General features: G+C 56.6%; 20 protein-coding genes. 17 read left to right on the forward strand and 3 right to left on the reverse strand.

Annotated features, from left to right (window positions below):
* The first annotated feature begins 41 nt into the window (after window positions 1-41).
* The 3 genes from PYL13_RS22120 to PYL13_RS22130 are packed head-to-tail and all read left to right on the forward strand — an operon-like array spanning window position 42 to window position 3,119.
* Window positions 42-1,403 (forward strand): dihydroorotase, encoded by a 1,362-nt coding sequence (locus PYL13_RS22120; RefSeq protein ID WP_275642862.1) that lies wholly within the window; start codon window positions 42-44, stop codon window positions 1,401-1,403.
* A gap of 18 nt (window positions 1,404-1,421) precedes the next feature.
* Entirely contained in the window at window positions 1,422-2,348 is a 927-nt protein-coding gene (locus PYL13_RS22125) for a dihydrodipicolinate synthase family protein (RefSeq protein WP_275642863.1), read from the forward strand.
* 12 nt (window positions 2,349-2,360) lie between these two features.
* The gene (locus tag PYL13_RS22130) at window positions 2,361-3,119 is read left to right on the forward strand and encodes an SDR family oxidoreductase (RefSeq protein WP_275642864.1); all 759 of its coding nucleotides are present in this window, start codon (window positions 2,361-2,363) and stop codon (window positions 3,117-3,119) included.
* 368 nt (window positions 3,120-3,487) lie between these two features.
* On the opposite strand, the gene PYL13_RS22135 is transcribed toward PYL13_RS22130, so the two are convergent.
* A complete protein-coding gene (locus tag PYL13_RS22135) occupies window positions 3,488-4,621 on the reverse strand; it encodes an ROK family transcriptional regulator (RefSeq protein WP_275642865.1) in 1,134 nt (377 codons plus the stop codon).
* A gap of 341 nt (window positions 4,622-4,962) precedes the next feature.
* Here PYL13_RS22135 and PYL13_RS22140 point away from each other — a divergent pair, with 341 nt between their 5' ends.
* From PYL13_RS22140 to PYL13_RS22195, 12 genes are all read left to right on the forward strand, one after another.
* A complete protein-coding gene (locus PYL13_RS22140; RefSeq protein ID WP_275642866.1) occupies window positions 4,963-5,907 on the forward strand; it encodes an ABC transporter substrate-binding protein in 945 nt (314 codons plus the stop codon).
* A 113-nt stretch (window positions 5,908-6,020) separates the two neighbouring features.
* A complete protein-coding gene (locus tag PYL13_RS22145) occupies window positions 6,021-7,100 on the forward strand; it encodes an ABC transporter ATP-binding protein (protein WP_275642867.1) in 1,080 nt (359 codons plus the stop codon).
* The gene (locus PYL13_RS22150) at window positions 7,100-8,782 is read left to right on the forward strand and encodes an ABC transporter permease (RefSeq protein ID WP_275642868.1); all 1,683 of its coding nucleotides are present in this window, start codon (window positions 7,100-7,102) and stop codon (window positions 8,780-8,782) included. The genes PYL13_RS22145 and PYL13_RS22150 overlap by 1 nt, the downstream gene beginning before the upstream one ends.
* Before the next feature lie 82 nt (window positions 8,783-8,864).
* Window positions 8,865-9,830 (forward strand): hypothetical protein, encoded by a 966-nt coding sequence (locus tag PYL13_RS22155; RefSeq protein WP_275642869.1) that lies wholly within the window; start codon window positions 8,865-8,867, stop codon window positions 9,828-9,830.
* Between the two features lie 66 nt (window positions 9,831-9,896).
* A complete protein-coding gene (locus tag PYL13_RS22160; protein ID WP_275642870.1) occupies window positions 9,897-10,976 on the forward strand; it encodes an SIS domain-containing protein in 1,080 nt (359 codons plus the stop codon).
* Window positions 10,973-11,890 carry an ROK family protein gene (locus PYL13_RS22165; RefSeq protein ID WP_275642871.1) on the forward strand — a complete coding sequence of 306 codons (918 nt, stop codon included), beginning with the start codon at window positions 10,973-10,975 and terminating at the stop codon, window positions 11,888-11,890. Before PYL13_RS22160 ends, PYL13_RS22165 begins: the two co-directional genes overlap by 4 nt.
* A 20-nt stretch (window positions 11,891-11,910) precedes the next feature.
* Window positions 11,911-13,008, forward strand: a complete 1,098-nt coding sequence (locus PYL13_RS22170) for an N-acetylglucosamine-6-phosphate deacetylase (protein ID WP_275642872.1) — start codon at window positions 11,911-11,913, stop codon at window positions 13,006-13,008.
* A 52-nt stretch (window positions 13,009-13,060) separates the two neighbouring features.
* Window positions 13,061-13,828 carry a glucosamine-6-phosphate deaminase gene (locus tag PYL13_RS22175; protein ID WP_275642873.1) on the forward strand — a complete coding sequence of 256 codons (768 nt, stop codon included), beginning with the start codon at window positions 13,061-13,063 and terminating at the stop codon, window positions 13,826-13,828.
* An 83-nt stretch (window positions 13,829-13,911) separates the two neighbouring features.
* Complete coding sequence (locus PYL13_RS22180; RefSeq protein ID WP_275642874.1) at window positions 13,912-14,727, forward strand: NUDIX hydrolase; 816 nt, start codon at window positions 13,912-13,914, stop codon at window positions 14,725-14,727.
* 65 nt (window positions 14,728-14,792) lie between these two features.
* On the forward strand, window positions 14,793-16,055 hold the full coding sequence (locus tag PYL13_RS22185) for a D-tagatose-bisphosphate aldolase, class II, non-catalytic subunit (protein ID WP_275642875.1): 1,263 nt from the start codon (window positions 14,793-14,795) through the stop codon (window positions 16,053-16,055).
* Between the two features lie 577 nt (window positions 16,056-16,632).
* The gene (locus PYL13_RS22190) at window positions 16,633-17,418 is read left to right on the forward strand and encodes an SDR family NAD(P)-dependent oxidoreductase (protein WP_275642876.1); all 786 of its coding nucleotides are present in this window, start codon (window positions 16,633-16,635) and stop codon (window positions 17,416-17,418) included.
* Between the two features lie 19 nt (window positions 17,419-17,437).
* A complete protein-coding gene (locus tag PYL13_RS22195) occupies window positions 17,438-18,832 on the forward strand; it encodes an FAD-dependent oxidoreductase (RefSeq protein ID WP_275642877.1) in 1,395 nt (464 codons plus the stop codon).
* Window positions 18,833-18,868: 36 nt separating this feature from the next.
* On the opposite strand, the gene PYL13_RS22200 is transcribed toward PYL13_RS22195, so the two are convergent.
* Both PYL13_RS22200 and PYL13_RS22205 read right to left on the reverse strand, forming a co-directional pair.
* Window positions 18,869-19,204, reverse strand: a complete 336-nt coding sequence (locus PYL13_RS22200) for a hypothetical protein (RefSeq protein WP_275642878.1) — start codon at window positions 19,202-19,204, stop codon at window positions 18,869-18,871.
* On the reverse strand, window positions 19,204-20,115 hold the full coding sequence (locus PYL13_RS22205; RefSeq protein ID WP_275642879.1) for a DUF6772 family protein: 912 nt from the start codon (window positions 20,113-20,115) through the stop codon (window positions 19,204-19,206). The genes PYL13_RS22200 and PYL13_RS22205 overlap by 1 nt, the downstream gene beginning before the upstream one ends.
* 134 nt (window positions 20,116-20,249) lie before the next feature.
* Between PYL13_RS22205 and PYL13_RS22210 the strand changes: the two genes are divergently transcribed.
* Both PYL13_RS22210 and PYL13_RS22215 read left to right on the forward strand, forming a co-directional pair.
* A complete protein-coding gene (locus PYL13_RS22210; RefSeq protein WP_275642880.1) occupies window positions 20,250-21,002 on the forward strand; it encodes a FadR/GntR family transcriptional regulator in 753 nt (250 codons plus the stop codon).
* Window positions 20,999-21,790: an SDR family NAD(P)-dependent oxidoreductase gene (locus tag PYL13_RS22215; protein WP_275642881.1), complete on the forward strand. Its 792-nt coding sequence runs from the start codon at window positions 20,999-21,001 to the stop codon at window positions 21,788-21,790. Before PYL13_RS22210 ends, PYL13_RS22215 begins: the two co-directional genes overlap by 4 nt.
* The last annotated feature ends 77 nt before the right edge of the window (window positions 21,791-21,867 follow it).

The raw sequence follows: 21,867 nt of genomic DNA on the forward strand, positions 1-21,867 counted from the left end.
CCTGTTAAAGATCAATCTCCACCCAATGAAAGAATGGAAACATGACATTTTCTCTCGTTATCCGTGGCACTGCAGTTTTACCCGATGGTCTGCTTGAGCATGGATGGGTCGGTATACGCGATGGGAAGATCGCTGCACTTGGAACGGGTGAGGTGCCTGCGAGCGACGAGGTTTTCGACGCTGGTGACGATCTGATCATCCCGGGCGTCATCGACGGTCAGACCCATGCCTGCAGTTATGGCGGCCTGCCGGGCATTGCCTCTACGACGCGGTCTGCTGTCGCCGGTGGCATCACCACGATAGTCGACATGCCCTATGACAATCCCGATCCGCTCAACTCGCTGGCAACGCTCAACGCTAAGATTGCCGCCATTGGCAAACATGCCCACTCCAACGTCGCGCTGTATGGCACCGTCATGCCGGGCCAGTCGACAGATGAGATCGCCGGTCTGATTGCGGGTGGCGTTGTGGCCTTCAAGATTTCGACCTTTGAAAGCAGCCCGACGCGCTTTCCGCGTATATCTTCCAACCAGACGTTGGAAATTTTCAACGCGCTGGCGGATACTGACGTTCCGCTTGGCGTTCACAATGAAGACCAGGAAATCGTACGTGCGCACATCGCCGCAGCCAAGGCTGCAGGCCGTGATGGCATCGAGGCTCACTCGGAAAGCCGACCCGTGGCAGCCGAGATGGCGGCCACAGCGCAGTTCCTTGAGCTCGGTGCCGCCGCTGATGCCCATGCGCATATCGTGCATTTGACAACGACACGCGGGTTCGACATCGTCGAGAACTACCTCTCTGATGGTTACCGTTCAACCGGCGAACTGTGCGTGCATTATCTCTGGTTCGACCCTGACGCCGATGGCACGGAACTGGGCGCTAAGATGAAGGTCAACCCGCCGATCCGCCCCGGTCAGATCGACGCCCTGTGGGGCGACGTCATCTCCGGCCGGGTGGCTTTCGTCAGTTCGGATCATTCCTCCTGGCCGATCGACAACAAGTTCACACCATCGATCTTCGAGGCGGGCGCGGGCGTTCCCGGTCTTGAAACCCTGCTCCCGGCTTTCTTCACTGGGGCAGAACTGCGTGGCTATGATGCCGTCATGTTGACCGTCGAGCAACTGTGCGAACGCCCTGCCAAATTCTTTGGCCTGTGGCCCCAGAAAGGCACCTTGAGCATTGGCGCTGATGCCGACATCGCCATTCTGAAGGCTGAATCGCAAGTATGGGACGCCGCCAAGGCGCATGACGAGTTGAACTGGAGCCCCTTCGACGGGCGTGAATTCTCCGTCAAGGTTTCGCGAACATATGTCGGCGGAAAGCTGGCCTTTGACGGGACAAACGTCGTCAACGCAGCCGGTGACGGGCAGTATGTCGCCCGCGGCACATCCAGCTGGTTCTGAGCTTCGGAGAGACAAGATATGACACTGATCAATAACGAGACATCGGGCGTCTTCGTGATTGCCTGCACACCGTTCACTGACAACGGCGCCATCGATGTGGCGAGCGTCGACAGAATGGTGGACTTCTATTACGACAAGGGCGCCGATGGTCTGACGATCCTCGGCATGATGGGAGAAGCGCCGAAGCTGACACAGGCAGAATCTATCGACATCACCCGCCAGACGATTGCCCGGTCGGCCGACAAACAGGTGGTGGTTGGCGTTTCCGCACCGGGTCTGGCCGCGATCGGCGAACTGACCAAGAAGGTGATGGACATGGGCGCTGCCGGTGTCATGGTCGCACCGCCATCCAGCCTGCGCACCGACGAGCAGATCATCGGTTACTACCGCAACGTCATCGAGACCATCGGCACCGATGTGCCCGTCGTGCTGCAGGACTTCCCGTTGTCTACCGGCGTGCAAATCTCGTCGCGGACGCTTGGCGTGATCCTTGAGGCGCATCCGAGCATCGTCATGCTCAAGCATGAAGACTGGCCGGGTCTGCAGAAGATCACCGATCTGCGCGAGGCGGAAGCAAAGGGCCGTCGTCGCACGTCCATCCTGTGCGGCAATGCGGGCGTTTTTCTGCCGGAAGAAATGCAGCGCGGAGCCGATGGGGCGATGACCGGGTTTGCCTATCCGGAGATGATGGTCGAGGTCTGCCGCCTTTGCGATGAAGGCAAGCATGACAAAGCTCAGGACCTGTTCGACGCTTATCTTCCGTTGATGCGCTACGAACAGCAGCCGGGCCTTGGCCTTGCTATCCGCAAATATGTGCTGGCCAGACGCGGTGCCATCGCCAGCGCTGCACAGCGCCGTCCCGGCGCTTCTCTCAATGCCAAGGCCATCGCTGAAGTCGAACGACTGATCGAGCGTCAGACACGCAAACTAGATGAACTGAAGTAAGGCATCGATACCATGGACTTTATGATTTCCGGCAAGACCGCACTCGTTCTCGGTGCCAGCCGCGGCCTGGGGGCCGCCATCGCCAAGGGACTGACCGCAGAGGGCGTCAAAGTTTTTGCCGCCGCCCGTAATGTCTCGGCGATGGAGGAGACCGAGAGCTTCATTCCGGTCAGCGTTGATCTTTCCGACGCCGCATCAGTGGCAGCGCTGATCACTACGATCAAAGCTGCCGGTGGCGTCGATATACTCGTCAACAACTCCGGTGGGCCGAAGGCCGGTCCTGCGGTCGGCCAGTCGAAAGACAGCTGGACAAGCGCATTCGAAAGCATGGCGACTTCGATCTTCGCGGTCACCGATGCGATGCTTGAAGGCATGATCGACCGCAAGTGGGGCCGCATCATTACCATCGGGTCTTCCGGCGTTGTACAGCCCATACCCAACTTGGCGCTTTCCAATGGTGTGCGCGCCGCCGTGTCAGGCTGGTCGAAAACGCTGGCCGGTGAAGTTGCCCGTCACGGCATCACAGTCAACATGATCCTGCCCGGCCGGATCGACACCGACCGCGTGCGCGAACTGGATGCCGGCAAGGCCGAGAAGACCGCCAACACGGTCGAAGTCGTGCAGGAAGCATCGCGCGCCGAAATCCCGGCCGGTCGTTACGGAAAGCCGGAAGAATTCGCAGCCGTCGCGGTCTTCCTCGCCAGCGCACATGCAAGTTATGTCACCGGCTCTGCCATCCGCGTTGATGGCGGAATGATTAGGGGCACATGAAGAGTGCCGACTGAGTGCCTTCATGCTGAACGGTGCTGATCTGAGCCCTGATCGATCCGTTGGCCCCTGAGGTTTGAGCCGTGAATTCATGTCGTTTCATTATACGACCTCTCTACGAGCAAGAGTGACTACACTGGAGCGTTCCATAAACAGTTTAAACATCAGGCGCTAATTATCCACGTCGGATGTCCAGGGTAGTGGCGACAACTCGATCCGGCTTTGGGAATGCGGGTTTGTACCTGTCAGAGGCGGTCGACTCTAAGGGGGGGCGGATCGAGCGAAATTTCGGGCATTTCATAGTTCGCGGGGGATTGCAGCTGGTCGCCATTCCGTTCAGAGCTGGATGTGCGCGCTTCCCGCGCATACCATCACGCCCAACCCTTCAAGGCTCTACCTGAGTAGTAGCTTGGCGTCGTCGCGCGGTAGAGTGGAATGGTCGCGGCTCCTAAATGCGGTACTTCGCTTAACTCCGATTTGCGGATTTCCGGTGGCTCAACGAAAAAGTCCTCGCCGAGAGTTTCCAGCGATCCAAGCCTTTCGACAATTTCCGCTATGAGCCAGGCCGGCAACGACCCGCCAAAAACAATCGTGGAGGGATCGAGTGTTCTAGCAACAGTAAGCGCCAGGCTTCTAAGCTGATCCGTCGCGCGCTCCAACCAGTGCATCACGACAGGGTGATCAGCGTAACTTTCGTCAATTTCACACAGCCGCTTAATGGTGATGCCATTGCTATCCAGAAGGTTGCAGAGGTCCTGCCCTGAGGGACGGTGATGTGATTTGGGAAAAAGGCCACCAAATTCCCCTGCATTACGGTTGCTACCTCGGTAGAGATGCCGCTGCACGACAACACCGCCTCCGATGCCATATGTAAGCCAGATCATTGCGAAGTTTGCGAGGTTACGGCCAACGCCGTAATAGAGTTCAGACAGTATCACCGCTTTACCATCATTCTCGTGATGTACCGGGTGATCGAAGAACGGCTGGAAATCTCTATCTACGTCAACGTCATGCCAGGCAGCAAACTGTGGGATCTGAAAAACGTGGCCCGGGTTGCGAGAGAAATGACCAGGAAATGACAGGCCGCAACCAAGAATTCTCCGCTTGTCGACCTTTGATGTCGCAACAACCGCTCGCGCTGCCGGGGCTGCGATGTTCATAATGTGACGGAAGCTATGATCGCTCAAATCTTCGCGAATCTCGGCTCTGATCTTGCCATTGAGATCCGCCACGCAGATCCTCAAGTCGTCCGGATTGAAGTATACGCCAATTGTAAACAGTCCGTCGGGATCAAGCGTTAGGACGGTAGCTGGTTTACCTCTACCGGAGCCAGGCCGGTGGGTCTCTGCCTCACGAATAAGACCTTCTTCGAGCAGACTCGACGTAAGTCGTGTGAGGGTTGGAGCGGAGACGTCCATGTCCCGCGCGAGCTCGGTCCGTGACATGCCGCCGCGGCCGCGCAACATTTCGATCAATCGACGTTCGTTATAGCCGAGGTTAATCAAATCTGTCCCCTGTCTCACATCTCTTAATTTGCATAGCTTAGTTCACTAGACGTAGCATCTGATTTCTTTTTGCCCCTGTGTGGACTCCCATGAATTCGGTAGGGTGGGCGGGCTTTAAAATAGCAATAACAGCTACTTATTCAAATTGTGACAGTTTTGCGAAATCAGTCTTGACATATTTAATTACGTAATGAAAATTAATTGTAGCGCTGAATACGATTGATAGATCCAGGCAAACTGGACGCGGCAAATCGACATGCGCTTTCGGGAACCAAAACAATCTGGAGGCCACATTGGGCTATGTTCGTAATTTTGTGACCGCTCTCGCCACGAGTGCGGCTATGTTCGCTTCGCTGTCGGCTGCTCACGCTGACGGGACCGTTGTGGTCTACTCTGCAGCTCCCCAGCAGCTGATGGACGATTTGCTGCCAGCATTCGAGAAAAAGACCGGCACCAAGGTCGAACTCGTCAAAGCCGGTTCCGGTGAGTTGATGAACCGCATCAAGGCGGAGAGCGGCAAACCTGCAGCCGACGTTCTGTGGAGTGTTGATGGCACCGTCATCGATTTTTCTGCCGATCTCTTCCAGCCCTATGAGGCGAAGGAAGCTTCGGCAATCACTCCCTCGCTAGCGCCGAGCAAGAACTGGATCCCTTTTACAGCTGTTGTCACAGCATTCATCGTCAATCGTGATGCGCTAAAGGGTGCCCCGGCGCCCACGTCATGGGAAGATCTTGCCAAGCCGGAATATAAGGGACTGATCTCATCGGCTCGCGCCGACCAGTCCGGCTCGGCATATATTCAGCTATCGACCGTGCTTCAGCTTTTCAAGCCTGAAGAAAAAGGCTGGGAAATTTACAAGGGCATTCTCGCAAACACTGTCTTCTCAACATCCTCCGGTGCCGTACCGCGTTTCGTCAATGATGGTGAGCAGGCCATTGGCATTACCCTTGAAGACGCCGCGCTTCGTTACAAGCTTGGCAACGCACCGGTCGATATCGTCTATCCGAAGGAAGGCACAGCAATTGCTCCTGACGGTATGGCCATCGTCAAAGGGGCGCCGAACGCAGCAAACGGCGAAGCCTTCATCGACTTTATCGTCTCGAAGGAAGGCCAGGAAGTCGTCGCAAAGCATGGTCGTCGGCCGATCCGTGGTGACGTCGCAGCCAATGCTGCCCTCGTGCCGTTGTCTGAAGTTCCAGATGCAAAATACGACTTCGCATGGGCCGCGGAAAACCGCGATCAGGTTATGAAGACCTGGAACGATGTCATGCTGGACATCCAGTAACATCAATGGACGGGCATGGCATGCTTGCCATGTCCGCTTCTCCCATTTGATCCGCCATTCCCATTCGTTCGTCCGCAGGCATTAAGACACCTGCCGGTCTACGGAGACGCTTTATGTCCGCTGTCGAAATCTCAAACATCCGAAAAAGTTACGGGGCGACCATCGCTCTTTCGGATATCAACATTTCCATTCCATCCGGCTCATTTTTCACACTGCTTGGTCCAAGCGGCTGTGGCAAGACCACACTTTTGCGCACAATCGCCGGGTTTCATCAGCAGGACAGCGGCAGCATTGCGATTGCCGATCAGCGCATTGAGAACGTGCCCGCGCACAAGCGCAATGTCGGCATGGTTTTCCAGGATTATGCGGTTTTCCCGCATATCAGCGTCGCTGACAACATCGCCTTCGGTCTGAAGCAACGTAAGGTTTCACGCAGTGAGATCGAGCGTCGCGTTGCAGACATTCTCGATGTCGTGCAACTGAAGTCGTACGCACAGCGTATGCCGCACGAATTGTCCGGAGGCCAGCAACAGCGTGTCGGCCTTGCACGTGCTCTCGTCATAAATCCCCAAGTTTTGCTGATGGACGAGCCACTATCCAATCTGGATGCCAAGCTGCGTGTAGACCTGCGCCGCGAACTGCGCGCCATTCAGCAGTCGATGAATATCACGACCGTCTATGTCACGCACGACCAAGAAGAAGCGCTGGCGATGTCCGACTTCGTCTGCGTCATGTATGGTGGCGTCATCCAGCAGGCGGCGGCTCCCTGGGAAGTTTACAACAGTCCGGCCAACCGGTTTGTTGCGTCGTTCGTCGGCGCTAACAATTTCATGGCGCTGGCGGTAGAGGGTGCACAGGCAGCCATAGCAGGTACTGCTGTCGTGCTGCCACAACTGACAGGTGTTTCGACTAGCAAACCACTTGTCGCCTCAGTGCGTCCGGAATTCATCTCCGTCAATGCTCTAGCTGGCGATGATCTCATTCATCTCCCTGTAAAGATCCGTCAGGTCAGCTTTACTGGCCGCGAAATGGCTGTCGCTGCGGTCCTTGCCTCCGGCGAGGAAATCGAGGCGATCACCAAGCCGACGCCGGATATCATCGCGCTACATCCAAACGACGATGCCACGTTTGCATTCGCCGCCCGCAGCGTGCAGCTTTTTGAGGACGGCGTGACCGGGGCGAGGGTGTTCTGATGACTACAGCAACAGCCACATCCACTCCTGCCAGCCGCTTCAGAATGCCAGGTTTCTGGACGGTGATCACCGCGCTGGCCGTTATTCTTCTCGCGGTCTTTCTACTTCTGCCGATTGTCAATGTGCTTGCGATCAGCTTCTTCGATGCCTCAACCGGTGATTTCGGGATCTCCAACTATGTTCAGGTGCTAACCCGGCGCTTCTATACACTGGCTTTGTGGAACACGATTGTCATCGGCCTCTTGGGTATGCTCGGAGCCTGCCTGATCGGCATACCGCTCGCGTTTTGCACGTCCCGCTACCGCATTCGCGGCCGCGCGGTAATCGCGACCTTCGCAGTTCTGGTACTCTGCGCTCCACCGTTTATCGGCGCCTATGCCTGGATCATGCTGTTTGGCTCGAACGGTGCGGTTACAAACGCTCTCCAAGCTGTCGGGCTACCCGCGCCGACCATTTATGGAATCCCTGGCATCGTTATGGTCTTCAGCCTGAAATTTTTTCCATACATCTACCTGATGACGGAGAATGCGCTGAACACAATCAACAAGTCTTACGAGGATGCCGCCGAGAACCTAGGCTGTACCGCGTTCCAGCGCTTCTACAAGGTTACGTTGCCGTTGATATTCCCGGCTGTGAGCACTGGTGCGATCATATGTTTCGTGCTGTCGATCGCCGATTTTGGAACGCCTGCCATTCTCGGTCGCGGCGTTCGGACGCTGGCAACCATCGCCTATGCGCAATACACTTCCGAAATGGGCGGTACGCCAACAATGGCGGTCACGGTATCGATGCTGATGATCGCAATTTCGATGATAGCACTTCTGCTGCAACGCCGTATTCTTTCCAAGCGTCGTTACGCCAGTGCCCTGACCAACCGCCCCGTAAAGAGGGCAATGTCGCCGCTGAAATCGCTTTTCGTGCACGGCTTCTGCTATCTTGTCGTCTTCATCGCCATGCTGCCGGCATTTACCGTTGTCTACACCTCGTTCCTTGAGACAAGCGGACCTGTTTTTACCGGCAATTTCGGGCTTGGCAGTTATGAGCGTATTCTTCGGGATTCTCCGCAGGCAATCTACAACAGTTTCCTGTTCTCGCTGGCGGCCGTGGCCATGATTGCCGTCGTCTCGGGCCTCTTGTCCTTCATCGTCGTTCGAAAGGATAATGTCGTCTCAGGTTCGCTCGATCTCGTCCTGATGGTGCCTTACCTGATCCCGGGTGTCGTCATGGCGATCGGCTATGTCGCCACGTTCCGTCATCCGCCGTTCGACATCACCGGCACTGCATTGATCATCATCCTTCTGGTCTTCATCCGGCGCCTGCCTTACGGCGTACGCTCAACGACATCGATCCTGCGTCAGATTAAACCTTCGATCGAGGAAGCGGCCGTTAACCTCGGAGCATCGCCAGCAAAAACCTTTGCCTCGGTGACCGTGCCGCTAATGATGCCAGGCCTCATCATCGGCTCGCTGATGAGCTTCATTACCGCCATCAACGAACTGTCGTCGACGCTCATTCTTTACACGTCGCGAACCGTCACTATGCCGGTGCTGATCTATGTACAGGTGATCGACGGTGAGTTTGGCACGGCCGCGGCTCTGTCAACCCTGCTGTTAGCCTCGACCGGACTGTGTGTCTTCATCGTTTTCCGTTTCTCGGATCGTAAGGAATCCGCGTTCGTCTGATCCCCGGCCTCGGCCAATCGACAGATCTGGCCGGCGTCTTGGGGCGCCGGGCGGACTGCTGTCGCCAACAGGACCTGCATTTATGAATATCGAAGCATTTTCACGCTCCAAATATAAGAACGGAACCAAGCCGGGTGATGATATCATTCTGATCGAGCCGGATACACTTCTGGCGGTCTTTGACGGCGCAACTGATCCAACAGGTGCGTTTTACAACGGGGAAAGTTCTGGCCGCATCGCAGCCCGAAGCGCTGCACAATGCACTGCGCGTCTTGCCGCTTCAGGCAAGCTTGTTTCGGCCGCCGGCCGTGAGATATTTCAGGCGCTGAGCGACAGCGTCCGAGATGCAGCGATTGAGCGTAATATTGCCCATCCACCATCAACGACGGCGGCAATCGTCGTCAGCTCGGGCGATCATTTTCGTCTCTTGGCACTCGGTGACACCGGAATTCGCATCAACGGTGAAACCATCTATCAGCATCACAAGCTGATCGACACGGTCAGCACCGCCGCGCGTATTGCTGTACATGGCATACTGTCGGATCGAATGAACAATAGCGATGAAGCCGAGATGGCGACACGCAGGGTCATTTTTGACGGTCTTGATGCTGCCGTGCAGACAGGCCGTTTGACGGCGACAGAGGCATCAACAGCCATAGCCGCCTCTGTCGCCGCTGCCGGGACAGCCCCCGAAATCGCCGAGACGTTTCTCAAGGGCGGCATCCGTACGCAATTCCATTACGCAAATAGCACGCAACCGCTTGGCTATGCGTCGATAAATGGCAAGGACATCACAGTCGATGGTTTGACCGATGTCCTGTTATCCAAAAACGACGTTGCGAGCATCGAAATCTTTTCCGACGGCTATGTTTCGATCCCAACCAGTGGAATCCGGGTGGGTGACTGGGAGAAGGAATTCGAGCGGGTCGAAACCGTCGATTTTCACAAGACTGGTGCTTTTCCTGCGGTGAAGGGCTCCACCTCCGTCGAAAGCTGTGACGACAGGACAATTCTCTGCGCCATCCTTCCCCGATCTCTCACGAGTTGATCCGAAGAGCATCGTTGCCACCGGGCAACCAGGATGGCCTTTAAACACATAGAACAGGAACCTATCATGCGGGCCGAAGACAGTCAGACATGGAATGAAATTTTCTCACAGCCGCTCATTTGGAACGAATGGGCCCCGACGCTTGCTGGTAAGGCGCTGGAAATCAGTGCCTGGATCAAGGAAAAGCAGATTACCGAGATTGTCTTTGCCGGTGCGGGAACATCTGCCTTTATTGGTGACGCATTGAGCTTTGCGCCGTCCGACGGCTTTCTCATCAAGGCAATCCCGACGACCGATATTGTGGCGTGCCCTTTCGAGTGCCTGCGCGATGACCCGCAGCTTCTCGTCGTGCAGTTTGGTCGCTCTGGCGACAGTTCTGAAAGCATTGGCACGCTCGATCTTCTCGACCACCAGTTTCCCAAGGTGCAGCGGCTGAATATCACCTGTAACCCGAATGGCGCGCTCGCCACGCGAGCACCCGCCGGAAGCGGAGAGCAAAAGGTGATTGCGCTGCCCGAAGCTACGCATGACAGCGGTTTTGCAATGACGTCCAGTTTCACGACGATGCTCTTGTCGGCACTGGCGTGCCTCGATACTGGGGCGGATGTGGCGGGTAATCTCAAAAGGATCGCCGACAAGGCGTCATCGTTACTGCCGGCGCTGCACTCCATGACGCCGGCTCGGCCCGACCGCGTGGTATTTCTCGGCTCAGGCGCGCTGAAGGGCGTTGCGCGCGAATCTGCGCTTAAAGTGCTGGAACTGACAGCTGGCCAGACCATGACCTCTTGGGACAGCACGCTCGGATTTCGACATGGTCCTAAGGCGGTCATCACCGGCCGCGACCTTATCGTCGTGATGATCCATCCGAATGCCCACACTTCACTATATGATCACGATGTGGCACGCGAGATCAAGGCACAGTACCCAGAGGCCACAGTGCTTACACTCGGCGGAGAGGGATGCGATGTGGATCTGCGCACCCTGGGTGATGCCTGCTGGGAAGCGCCACTTTACGTGCTGGCGGCCCAGATCTGGGCGGTTGCATGGTCCGGGGAACTTGCGCTCAATATCGACAATCCGTTTGCGGGGCAGGGTAATCTGTCGCGTGTCGTCTCCGGCGTGACGCTTTATCCGGTGCGGGCATGATCTGCGGCGGCATCGATATCGGCGGCACCAAGATCGAAGCGCGGCTGTTCTCCAACGATCTGGCGACCGTCGAGATGCGACGCATCCCAACGCCAAAGGACCGGCTCGCCGATTTCATCGATGCCCTCGCCGAGCAGGTCCGATGGCTCGAGCAATTCTCGCATCAGGGCCAGGACTTAACCGTCGGAATGGCCATACCCGGTCTTATCGATGTGCACACGGGCCGCGCTTTCACCTCTAATCTGCCAGCCAGTGGTCACGATATCGCCGCCATACTCGAGGAACGGATAGGTCGAAGGCTACCATTAATGAATGACTGCCAGGCATTTGCGCTGTCGGAGGCAAATGGCGGAGCCGGTGAAGGGTTCAAGACTGTTGTTGGACTCATCATGGGTACCGGCGTTGGGGCCGGTCTGACGTGTGACGGTCACTTACCGCCGCGCCTCAATAGTTCGGCACTGGAAATTGGCCATATCGGCATCCCGGCCCATCTCCTGGCGTCCCGCAGTCTGCCGTTATGGGATTGCGGTTGCGGGAAGAGAGGGTGTTTCGAACGCTATGTCTCCGGCACGGGCCTGGCAGCACTGGGCGCGCACTGGCTGGGCCGGCCGGTGACTGCCGAAGAGATCGTAGCTTCGGCCCAAGCCGGGGGCACGCAACACCAGCAGGTACTGTGGCAGTGGGCAGAGATCGCCTCAGAGCTGTTACTGATCATCCAGCTCATGCATGATCCCGACTGCATTGTCCTCGGTGGTGGATTGTCCGGCATTCCGGATGTCGTGCCGCTGCTGGAAAAACCGTTTCAATCCGTAAAGCTCGGCGAAATGCGCATGCCGGCCATCCGATGCGCCATCCATGGTGACAGTTCGGGAGCACGTGGCGCCGCGATCATGGCCAGCAGAAAACCACTCTAACCGTCCGGAGTCCCATTTTCATGACCCAACTCGTTGCCGCCGATTTCATCTGGTTGGATGGTGCCATGCAAACCGGGCTTGCGGCTGAGCTGACCAGCGGTGAGCTCAGAAAAATCCGCCCGCTTGAAAGTGGTGAAAGCCCGGACGTGCGCCTCAGTCTGCTTGGTCCGGCGTTGACTGATCTGCAGGTGAACGGTAGCGGCGGAGTGATGCTGAATTCCGATCCTTCGGCAAAATCAATTTTGCGCATTGTCGAGACGCAGCGCTCTCTCGGCACTGGCTGGGTAATGCCGACCCTTATTACCTGCGAGGCTGAACGTATGCGCACGGCCGCGACAGCAGCACGCGATGCTTGGGGAACGGATGGCTTCCTGGGTCTTCATGTGGAGGGACCGCATCTCAATGTGTTGCGCAAAGGCACGCACAATCCTGCGTTCATCCGCCCTATGGATGAGACGACGGTTGCCATCCTTGAAGAACTGCGTGGTGCTGGTATTCCGGTGATGCTGACACTTGCGCCAGAGACAGTCGATTTTGATACGATCCGCCGCATTGCAGATATGGGCGTGATCGTCTCCGCAGGTCATTCTGCGGCGACCGCTGAGGAAACCAGAGCTGGAATAGAAGCGGGTGTTAGCTGCTTCACCCATCTCTACAATGCAATGCCACCTATGAGCTCGCGCGAGCCCGGTATCCTTGGTGCGGCTATTAATTCGGATGCCTATGCCGGGATTATTGTCGATGGCCATCATGTTGATTGGTCGATGGTGGCTCTGGCCTGCCATGCGCGTCCATCGCCAGGGCGTATGTTTATGGTTTCCGACGCTATGGCGACGATTGGCGGGCCTGATCAATTCGAACTTTATGGTGAGATCATAAGGGTTCGGGATGGGGCACTCATCAATCAAGCAGGCTCTCTTGCCGGAGCGCATGTAGATCTTGCCACATGCCTCGCAAACGCCGTCCTGCATGTCGGGCTCTCATTGGCGGAAGCATATCAGATGGCAGCCATGATCCCTCTGGATGTAATGGGCCTCACGCGGCCGTCACTTCGGCCGGGAACGCCTGCCAACGAAATCATAGCGCTCGACGATGCACTAAAGCGTGTTGTGATTTGACCCCTGCAGAGCATTTGCGTCGCACGACAGGACCAGTTAAAGGATTGAAATAATGAACCTTTCATTGCAGAGGACAGCTGTCGGCGATGGTTGTCTGCTAACGGTATTTCCGACGGCGAATGATGCTGCTGATGCGGTTGCAGATCACTTGATCGCAACAGTCAGGCGTGACCCCAAAAGCGTTCTGGGTCTTGCAACTGGCCAGACGCCGCGCCGCGTCTATAAAAGTCTCGTCGATGCATTTCTTGAGGGCGAAGTTTCGTTTCGAGATGTCGCGACTTTCAATCTGGACGAATATTGTGGCCTGGCTGCATCCCATCCAGATTCCTTTGCCGCGTTCATGAAGCGCGAACTCTTCGGTCTTGCCGATTTCGATCCTGCCAAGCTCAACCTCATCGACGGTGCCGCAGCGGATCTGGGGGCCGAGGCTGCACGATATGCGACTTTGCTGCACAAAAGCGGAGGTATCGACGTACAGCTTCTTGGCCTGGGGACAAACGGACATATCGGTTTCAATGAGCCCGGATCGGCACCTGACAGTCATGTACGGATCGTTGATCTCTCCCATGAAACCCTCTCGGCCAACCAGCCTGGTCTTGTGGAACTGCGCTCGGTACCCTCGCAGGCCATTACCTTGGGGATCGCCGATATACTGAATGCGCGTGAAATCATCATGCTGGCGACGGGACCGGCGAAGGCGACTGCCGTTCGCCGCAGCCTTCGGGAAAAACCCTCAACCGACTGCCCGGCTTCGTTGCTGACGTCTCATGCAAATATCCACTGGTACCTCGACAGCGCTGCCGCCAGCGCACTTGGATGACAATTAAAACAGCTTCGGTGCCGCTGAGCATCGCTGCTGTGGTCTGAAGCACTCCAAACTTAATGGCGTAGAAGGACAACCAGATGCTTGAAATTACCTTTATCAATCAGGACGTTCGGCTTGTTCTTGGTAAATCGCCAATCATGTATCCAGATGGGTATCGCTCCAAGGTCGAAACACACTGGGCCCGCATCAGTAACAACGGGCGGTTTTTTAACGGCCCGGTTCTTGCCGCATCGTCAGTCGCTACGGATAGTTCCCGTGTTGTTGTCGAGGTCTCTTCGACCGACTATGCGCATTATCTTTATGCTGCTCAAGACCGGGATCACGAGTTCGATTGCCGGGCTGTTTTTTGCGCGGCCGCCATTGTGACCTCCGATAATTACCTCTTGCTTGGTGAAATGGCGCAGCACACGTCAACACCCGGTCAGATCCAGTTTCCGGGAGGCGGCGTCGAAATGGGCGCCGATGGTGAACTCAACGCACAAACCTGCTGCCAGCGCGAGGTAACTGAGGAACTTGGATCGGATTTTTTCAACGACGTTGCAAGGTTTCATCCCTTTGGTCTGAAGTGTGGAGGAAACCTTTCCACCATCGGGATATTCTACGCCCTGTCTCTCGATATGACCGCCGGGCAGGCGCAAAATTCTTTCGCTAGTTATCGATCGGAACAACTGGCCGCCGGGCAACTCCCCGAGTTTGATCATCTCCATGCTGTAACGTTCGACCTTAAAACACTCAGCCAATTCTTCCGCGTGAACAAAGGCTGCGTTGTTGATTATCTCGCACCGCTTTTGGAAGACGGTTGGGATGAAGCTTCTAAGGCTGTGCGTTTCTGCGCAATAGAAACGCCGTCGCGGGACACGGGGTCTGGACCATATGCCCTTAAATCATGCTGATGACTGCGCAACGATATGTAGTCATCCGTCCGCGCAATTTTTTGCCCGCAATTTGAGAGATCTACATGAATACCTCTACACTCACGTCTCTACGATCGCGCCGCGATCGTGGTGAGACATATGGCATAACATCCGTTTGTTCGGCGCATCCCGATGTCATTCGCGCAGCTTTGATACTTGGTCGCGACATTGATCAGCCGGTCCTGATCGAAGCCACTTGTAATCAGGTGAATCAAGACGGCGGATACACGGGTATGACACCTGCGATATTCCGGACGTTTGTTGGGGAGATCGCGTCCAGTGTGGGCTTCAATACCGAAAGCCTCATCCTTGGCGGAGATCATTTAGGTCCCAATCCCTGGAAACATCTGCCTGCGACTGACGCGATGATCAAGGCCAGAGAGATGGTTGCAGCATACGCCAGTGCAGGCTTTTCCAAGCTGCATCTCGATTGCTCAATGGGATGTTCCGGCGAGCCCGAGGCGCTCGAGGATGAAATCGTGGCCCGGCGCGCAGCGCAGCTGGCAGCAGTTGCCGAAGACAACAGTTCTTTTTCACCCGTCTACATTATCGGAACGGAAGTGCCTGTTCCAGGTGGTGCTTCTCATGCCGTCGATGATCTTGATGTGACGGATCCGGCTGCGGCGCGCAGGACGTATGATGTGCATTTCAGGTCGTTCGCGCAAGAAGGCCTGGAGGCGGCGTTTCAGCGGGTGATCGGTCTGGTCGTGCAGCCCGGTGTCGAATTCGGCAACGCAAATGTTGTGGCTTACCAGCCGGAGCAAGCAAGGAACCTCTCTCAATCGCTTACCGACATGCCGAATGTGGTCTTCGAAGCACATTCGACCGATTACCAAACTGCTGAGGCACTCTCTTCGCTCGTGGGCGGCGGGTTTGCCATTCTAAAGGTTGGGCCCGGCCTGACGTTTGCGTTGCGGGAAGCGCTCTATGGGTTGGATTTGATTGCGTCGGAACTTGATGGTGAAGCGCCGACGCTCAAGCAGACAATGGAAAACATCATGATGGGAGATCGCAACCACTGGGCTAAATATTATTCAGGTACTTCGTCGCAACAGCGCCTCCAACGGCATTTCAGTTATTCGGACCGCATTCGCTATTATTGGTCCCAGCCCGCTGCGCGACAGGCAGTAGACGTTGTGAGAACCCGTCTCGGGAATAGGTCCATACCTGAAACACTGGTCAGCCAGTACCTCGCCCCTTTGACTGCGAAAGTGCGATCAGGCGACGTCGTGGCTGATTTCGATGGGATAAAGCTTGCCTATGTTCAGGCGACGTTGCGTGATTATGCTAAAGCGTGCGGCCACTGATAGGACTGTCACTCGAAAGTTTGAGGAACCTGACGTGCGCTGGTCTATTCTTTCCACCAGCGCCCGCCTATCGAGGTCTGGCCGATGGTCTGGCGTGTGTACCGAAGAATTATACGGAACGTGTACTCAAAACTGCATGCGAATTCCTAGCCGACGAAACCAAGCGGAACACCGAATTAAGACTTTAGATAAAATGAGACGTTCCCCGCCCTCCAATGATCGATGAGGGTTGAGAGGCAAAAGTGACATTCTGACGTCGCGTGGCCAGGGCAGCGCACGGCTCTTTATTTAAGCGGCCTGCAATTACCGATTGCAAATCACTCGGCTTTGGGACCGTTGATTCAGATCTTTTTAAGACGGCTACACTCCACCTTTGACTGGCAAAATATCGCTCTGGGCGGACCTGCTGAATGCGGTAGAGGGGGTCAACTTCTCTCCGTGACGGCGGTTTTGTTGGCGTTGATTCAGCCGATGTAAAAATAGTCTTTACATCTAACTAACATAGTTGCTAGGTTGCTCAGTGTCGGTCTGTTATACCCCTGTGACATCTTACGAGACCGTAAAGAGGAGACCGAGTATGCCAGTGAAATATGCGACTTTTGCGGATAACTGTTTTGCCGGCAGATCGGTATTCATAACAGGTGCCGCTAGTGGAATGGGTCTCGAGACCGCCCGTGCTTTCGCCCTCAAGGGCGCGGAGGTTGTCATGGCAGACCGAGACGAGGCCGGGCTTGAGAAGTACAGCGCCGATTTGCGGCAATCGGGAGCCAAGATTCACACTGTGAAGGTGGATGTCAGCGATCCAGCGAGTATTGCGGCCGCATTCCAATATTGTGACGCCAATCTAAAGCGGCTCGACAACGTGGTAACCTGTGCGGCAATCATTACCGCCAAGCGTATCTTGGAACAGGATTGGGCGCACTGGCGCCGCGTGCTGGACGTCAACCTGCTTGGCACCTTCTTCACGGTTCAGGCGGCAGTCGAGCGAATGCTCCATAATACCGAAGGTGGCAATATCGTGTGCACCGCTTCCGATGCTGGGGTTCATGGCGGCGGCGGGCTCATTGCCGATACGCCCTATGCTGCATCGAAGGCTGCCACCCTGTCGATGGTCAAGTCTGTCGCGCGAGAGTTGGCGGGTAAGAAAATCCGCATCAACGCACTGAACCCCGGGCCGACGGATTCGCCGATGCATTCCCATATTGATCCCGAGCTGAAAGTGCGCATTGCTGGTAACCTGCCGATGCGTCGCATGGGTCGACCAGATGACATGGCCGCTGCCATTATGTTCCTTTGCTCCGACGCCGCCAGTTTCACCTATGGATCAGCGCTCGATGTCGATGGCGGATCGATGTTCCGCTAAATCAGTCTGGGAGGAAAAGATGCATCAGACAGAGTTGCGTTATGCCTATTCGGTCGACGTTCCCGAACTCGATGACGTCGACGTACTCGTCATCGGTGGCGGGCCTTCGGGAATTTCAGCCGCGGTAGCGGCCGCCCGTCTCGGTGTGAGGGTACGACTCGTAGAGCGTTACGGGTTCCTCGGGGGCAACCTGACCGCAGGTCTGGTCGGTCCCTGCATGACGTCCTATTCGCTTGATGGCAAAACACAGCTGATCCGAGGCATTTACGAGGAATTCGTACAGGGTATGATGGCGTTGGGAGGCGCATTGCATCCGAGTGCCATCCCTGCTGGTTCGGCCTATTGCGGCTTTATCGTTTACGGCCATGACAAGGTCACCCCTTTCGAGCCCGAGGCAGCGAAGGTTGTCGCCCAGCGCATGTGTCTTGAGGCAGGCGTCGAACTTCTGCTTCACACAATGGTGGTAGATGCTATCGTCGGCGACCGCGATGCCGACAATCCCAGGGTGCTCGGTGTTGTTTGCGCAGGCAAAGGTGGCTTGAGAGCCGCTCGCGCCAAAGTGGTAGTCGATTGCTCAGCCGATGGCGATGTCGCTCACTATGCTGGCGTCCACACCCGGCAGGGGCGTGACAGCGACGGGCTGTCCCAGCCCCAGACCCTGTTCTTTCGCGTTCAAAATGTCGATGATCAGGTTGTCGAGGAGTATGTTCGATCGCATCCGGACGACTATCGCCCGTTTTCGTCGATTGTCGCCAAGGCGACGGAAGAGGGGCGGTTCCCTGCACCTCGTCGTGGCATAGGTCTCTATAAGACCATGGAGCCGAGAGTCTGGCGTATCAATACCGGGCGGGTGCTTAAACGAAACGGCGCCGATGCGCTCGAACTGTCACTGGCCGAGGTGGAGGGTCGTGAGCAAACCGTGGCTCTTCTCGATTTCTTCCGCAACGAGTTGCCAGGTTTCAAAGAGGCGACGCTGCGCGATACCGCAACGCAGATCGGTGTGCGGGAAACCCGCCGCATCGAGGGCGACTACGAGTTGACGCTTGAGGATCTGCATTCCGGTCGCGCCTTTGAGGATGTCGTTGCACTGTGTGGCTATCCGCTGGATATCCACGATCCGACGGGTTCGGGTGGTGGCACGGGTGGAGAAGGGCCGGACGCCGCCAATATCTATCAGATTCCGTATAGAGTGATGGTACCGCGCATCCACGATGGTCTTTTGGTCTCCGGTCGTGCCGTATCAGCAACGCATGAGGCGCTAAGTGCCATCCGCGTCATGCCGCCCTGCTTTGCGCTTGGCCAGGCTGCCGGCATCGCGGCTGCGCTTTCCGTGGGTAATCGCGCCAGCCCTCGCCATATCGAATACGAGGACCTGCGCCGGGAATTGCTGGCGCAGGGCGCTTATCTGGGGTGAGGTGAGGGGCGGATATATCATTCGCCCGTTTCACGTTCACGCCTTCAAATGCAATGTGATCAGCAGGGTGCATTCCGCGCCTTCGGCAAAGTGAGTTACGACGCGTAGCCAGTTACCGAAATGTTGTACCCGTGCAGATGTCAGTCCATCTAACTCGGTCGGCATATCGAACTCAGTTCCCTCGCGCACCCAGTGCATGCCATCGGGTGAAATTTCCACCCATCCGCGAGGCGATGCGCCAACCGGCTGTTTCAGCGCGCGGATGAAGAAGACTGCTTCGCGCGCCCAGCCTGCCTCATAGGGTTCACTGGCGGCATCACCACTCCAACGCTCGTTGCGGGCAATGATCGCTGTGATGTTTTCAGGCAGCATCAGAAATCTCCCGAAATGCAGATCGAATCGACATAGAGAAAGGCGCGCTTGGCGACGTCTGTTTCCGCGAACAAGCAGAAGTTCAGCATGCACCAGAGGTTTTTCATTGCCGGAATACGGATAGGCTCGAAGCCCGATAGATCGAAGGTGCGATCGTTGCATTGCATGCCGGTGGCCTGCATTTTTTCAAGATCGAAATCGAACCGCAGATAGCTCCAGTTCACTTTGGTCGGGATCTCGTTGTAGCAAAGCTTTTGTTCGCCATCCGGCAGATCCAGCCAGCCTTCCGGTGCAAGGTGGTAATGACTGACCGTCTTGTCGTCCGTTCCGAGAGGTTTGATTTCGGTCGTCTCACGCTTATATTGCCACTTCTGCAGGAATTTGCCGTTTTCGGCATTCAGAAACCTCAAATGCGGCATCACCCGCTCGCTATCGCTGTCACGGTCGCCGCCCTGCAGATCGAACAGAAACCCGACGGAACGCACGTCGGTTTCCGACAGCTTCAGCTCGGATGCTTCCGGTTTGAAGGTGAAGTAAATCTCGAAGCGGATCGGGCCTCTTTTGCGGAACGTGTGACGCTTGATCGCGACATTCTGTGCGCCGGGCTTGGGCCTGGTTGCGATCTTGAGCGCATAGGACGAATCCATGCCGCCATGCGAGCCGGCATCCCAATGCCCAAGTGTGGAAATCATCGCGCTGGAATGCTGGGCGTAACCGGGCAGCATGGCATCCAGCGTGTCCTCGTAATTGCCGACCAGTTGCGACCAGCCGCAATGGCCGCGCGAAAAGTCGTCGAACGAAAGAATGCGTGGCAATGGGTCAAAACGACTGAGGGCGGGATCGGCCCGTAGCAGAGCGATGCGTAAGCTTTCCGTCATGTCTGCCATTTGGCTCGGTGTTGATGATGCCATCGGGTTTTGCCTCACTGTGTTCAGCGGCCTGCTTGTATGCTAGTTCTAGCCGCATCGTATCATCTTGGCAACTGATAAACCTAGTTGCTATGTTGTAAACTGTATGCTAGCTTTTGATCATGAGGAAGCAAACGATGGTTATGTCCCGAAAATCCGTATTCGATGCCAAGCTGGTGAGCCCTGTCAGGCTCGCCGACGGTGTGTCGGATGCTATTGCTGCCGCTTTGTTCGACGGCCGTATTCCACCGGGCGAGCCTTTGCCGCCCGAGGGAGAAATCGCCAAGGAATTCGGTGTGTCGAAGCCGATTGCGCGTGAGGCTCTGCGCCAGTTGACAGCTGCTGGACTGATTTTCACGCAACAAGGAAAAGTGGCCCGCGCCAAGGCAATGAGTGGCGAGACGATGGACAAGATCTACGGCTATGCGGTGCGCTCGAGCCTCAAGCGCCTGCAGGAAGCCAATGAGATGCGCCGGGTCATCGAAACCGGCATTGCGAGACTTGCCGCCGAGCGTCGAGACCCCGAAGGCCTGGAGATTATGGAGCAGGCGTTGAAAGACATGAATGCAGGCGTCCATGATCCCGCCAGTTTCACGGCTGCGGACATTCTGTTCCATCTAGGTCTGGCGACCGCGACGGGCAATGCGATGATCCGCGTTCAGATGGAAGGCATGCGCACAGTGCAGCGGGAAGTGTCGGAGCTTTTCTCACGGCGGGCCAACCGTAGCGAGGCGGATTGGTATGAGACGATCGCACGGCACGCTGCAATCTGCGAAGCCATCCGTTTGGGCGATGCCGATCGAGCCGAGCAAAGGATACGCGCGCATTTCGATGCTGCCGATATCGCTTCGCTGGAAGTCGCTGACAAGCTGGATGGCGCAGAGGGATGACGAGCTTGCGCTTCTCGCTCAAAGGTCGGCGTGCCTTGGTGACCGGTGCCAGTTCTGGCATCGGCCGCGCGGTGGCGCTGGGGTTGGCAGAGCATGGCGCGGAACCTGTCCTTCACCATTTCGGGAACGAGGCCGGCGCGAAGGAAGTGGCAGAAATGATGGGCGGCAAAACGCCCGTCATTGAGGCGGATTTTACCAGGCAGGGCGCGACGGAAGCATTCGCCCGCCATGTACTTGATCAGTTTGGGCCGATAGATATCCTGATCGCCAATGCTGCTATCGAACGGCGCATGCCATGGAACGATATCGATGAGGCGCATATAGCCGCGCATGTGGCATCGAATTTCGCGGCACTTCTGGCCCTGACGGGGAGGCTGATTCCGCCCATGGTCGAGCGTGGTTGGGGCAGAGTGGTTGCTACCGGCAGTATCATGGCGACCCGACCGCGGACTGAAACGATCGTCTATGCATCCTTGAAGGCCGCGCAACTGACGGCGGTGCGGGCCATTGCCCGCGACGTCGCGCCGCGTGGCGTTACAGTCAATGTCGTCTCGCCCGGCGCCATCGAGATCGAGGCCAACGCGGCCCAGTACAGCGACCCTGCTTTTCGCAGGGCCGTGACGGCTAAAATCCCAGCAGGAAGACAGGGTCAGCCCCAGGATCTGGCAGGTGCGTTCGTTTTTCTGTGCAGCGACGCTGCAAGCTACATTACCGGAGCAAATATACCGGTCGACGGAGGATGGTCGATCGGTGATGCCCCTGGTGTCCTTCTGCAGGTTGCTGATTAGTCGCCCGCGTCAAGGAGTTACAGCGAATGCCATAGGCATCGCTGGAGGAGTACTGTTTACGAAGCGACCAAACGGGA

This window comes from Agrobacterium sp. Azo12, from assembly GCF_029193765.2.
Classification (GTDB): domain Bacteria; phylum Pseudomonadota; class Alphaproteobacteria; order Rhizobiales; family Rhizobiaceae; genus Agrobacterium.

Excerpts from the sequence above, each read along its gene's own strand:
- PYL13_RS22160 (WP_275642870.1), top strand. The coding sequence starts at position 9,897 with ATGCGGGCCGAAGACAGTCAGACATGGAATGAAATTTTCTCACAGCCG.
- PYL13_RS22120 (WP_275642862.1), top strand. The coding sequence starts at position 42 with ATGACATTTTCTCTCGTTATCCGTGGCACTGCAGTTTTACCCGATGGT.
- PYL13_RS22205 (WP_275642879.1), bottom strand. The coding sequence starts at position 20,115 with ATGGCATCATCAACACCGAGCCAAATGGCAGACATGACGGAAAGCTTA.
- PYL13_RS22210 (WP_275642880.1), top strand. The coding sequence starts at position 20,250 with ATGGTTATGTCCCGAAAATCCGTATTCGATGCCAAGCTGGTGAGCCCT.
- PYL13_RS22150 (WP_275642868.1), top strand. The coding sequence starts at position 7,100 with ATGACTACAGCAACAGCCACATCCACTCCTGCCAGCCGCTTCAGAATG.
- PYL13_RS22185 (WP_275642875.1), top strand. The coding sequence starts at position 14,793 with ATGAATACCTCTACACTCACGTCTCTACGATCGCGCCGCGATCGTGGT.
- PYL13_RS22130 (WP_275642864.1), top strand. The coding sequence starts at position 2,361 with ATGGACTTTATGATTTCCGGCAAGACCGCACTCGTTCTCGGTGCCAGC.
- PYL13_RS22190 (WP_275642876.1), top strand. The coding sequence starts at position 16,633 with ATGCCAGTGAAATATGCGACTTTTGCGGATAACTGTTTTGCCGGCAGA.
- PYL13_RS22215 (WP_275642881.1), top strand. The coding sequence starts at position 20,999 with ATGACGAGCTTGCGCTTCTCGCTCAAAGGTCGGCGTGCCTTGGTGACC.
- PYL13_RS22180 (WP_275642874.1), top strand. The coding sequence starts at position 13,912 with ATGCTTGAAATTACCTTTATCAATCAGGACGTTCGGCTTGTTCTTGGT.
- PYL13_RS22140 (WP_275642866.1), top strand. The coding sequence starts at position 4,963 with ATGTTCGCTTCGCTGTCGGCTGCTCACGCTGACGGGACCGTTGTGGTC.
- PYL13_RS22170 (WP_275642872.1), top strand. The coding sequence starts at position 11,911 with ATGACCCAACTCGTTGCCGCCGATTTCATCTGGTTGGATGGTGCCATG.
- PYL13_RS22195 (WP_275642877.1), top strand. The coding sequence starts at position 17,438 with ATGCATCAGACAGAGTTGCGTTATGCCTATTCGGTCGACGTTCCCGAA.
- PYL13_RS22125 (WP_275642863.1), top strand. The coding sequence starts at position 1,422 with ATGACACTGATCAATAACGAGACATCGGGCGTCTTCGTGATTGCCTGC.
- PYL13_RS22175 (WP_275642873.1), top strand. The coding sequence starts at position 13,061 with ATGAACCTTTCATTGCAGAGGACAGCTGTCGGCGATGGTTGTCTGCTA.
- PYL13_RS22145 (WP_275642867.1), top strand. The coding sequence starts at position 6,021 with ATGTCCGCTGTCGAAATCTCAAACATCCGAAAAAGTTACGGGGCGACC.
- PYL13_RS22200 (WP_275642878.1), bottom strand. The coding sequence starts at position 19,204 with ATGCTGCCTGAAAACATCACAGCGATCATTGCCCGCAACGAGCGTTGG.
- PYL13_RS22155 (WP_275642869.1), top strand. The coding sequence starts at position 8,865 with ATGAATATCGAAGCATTTTCACGCTCCAAATATAAGAACGGAACCAAG.
- PYL13_RS22165 (WP_275642871.1), top strand. The coding sequence starts at position 10,973 with ATGATCTGCGGCGGCATCGATATCGGCGGCACCAAGATCGAAGCGCGG.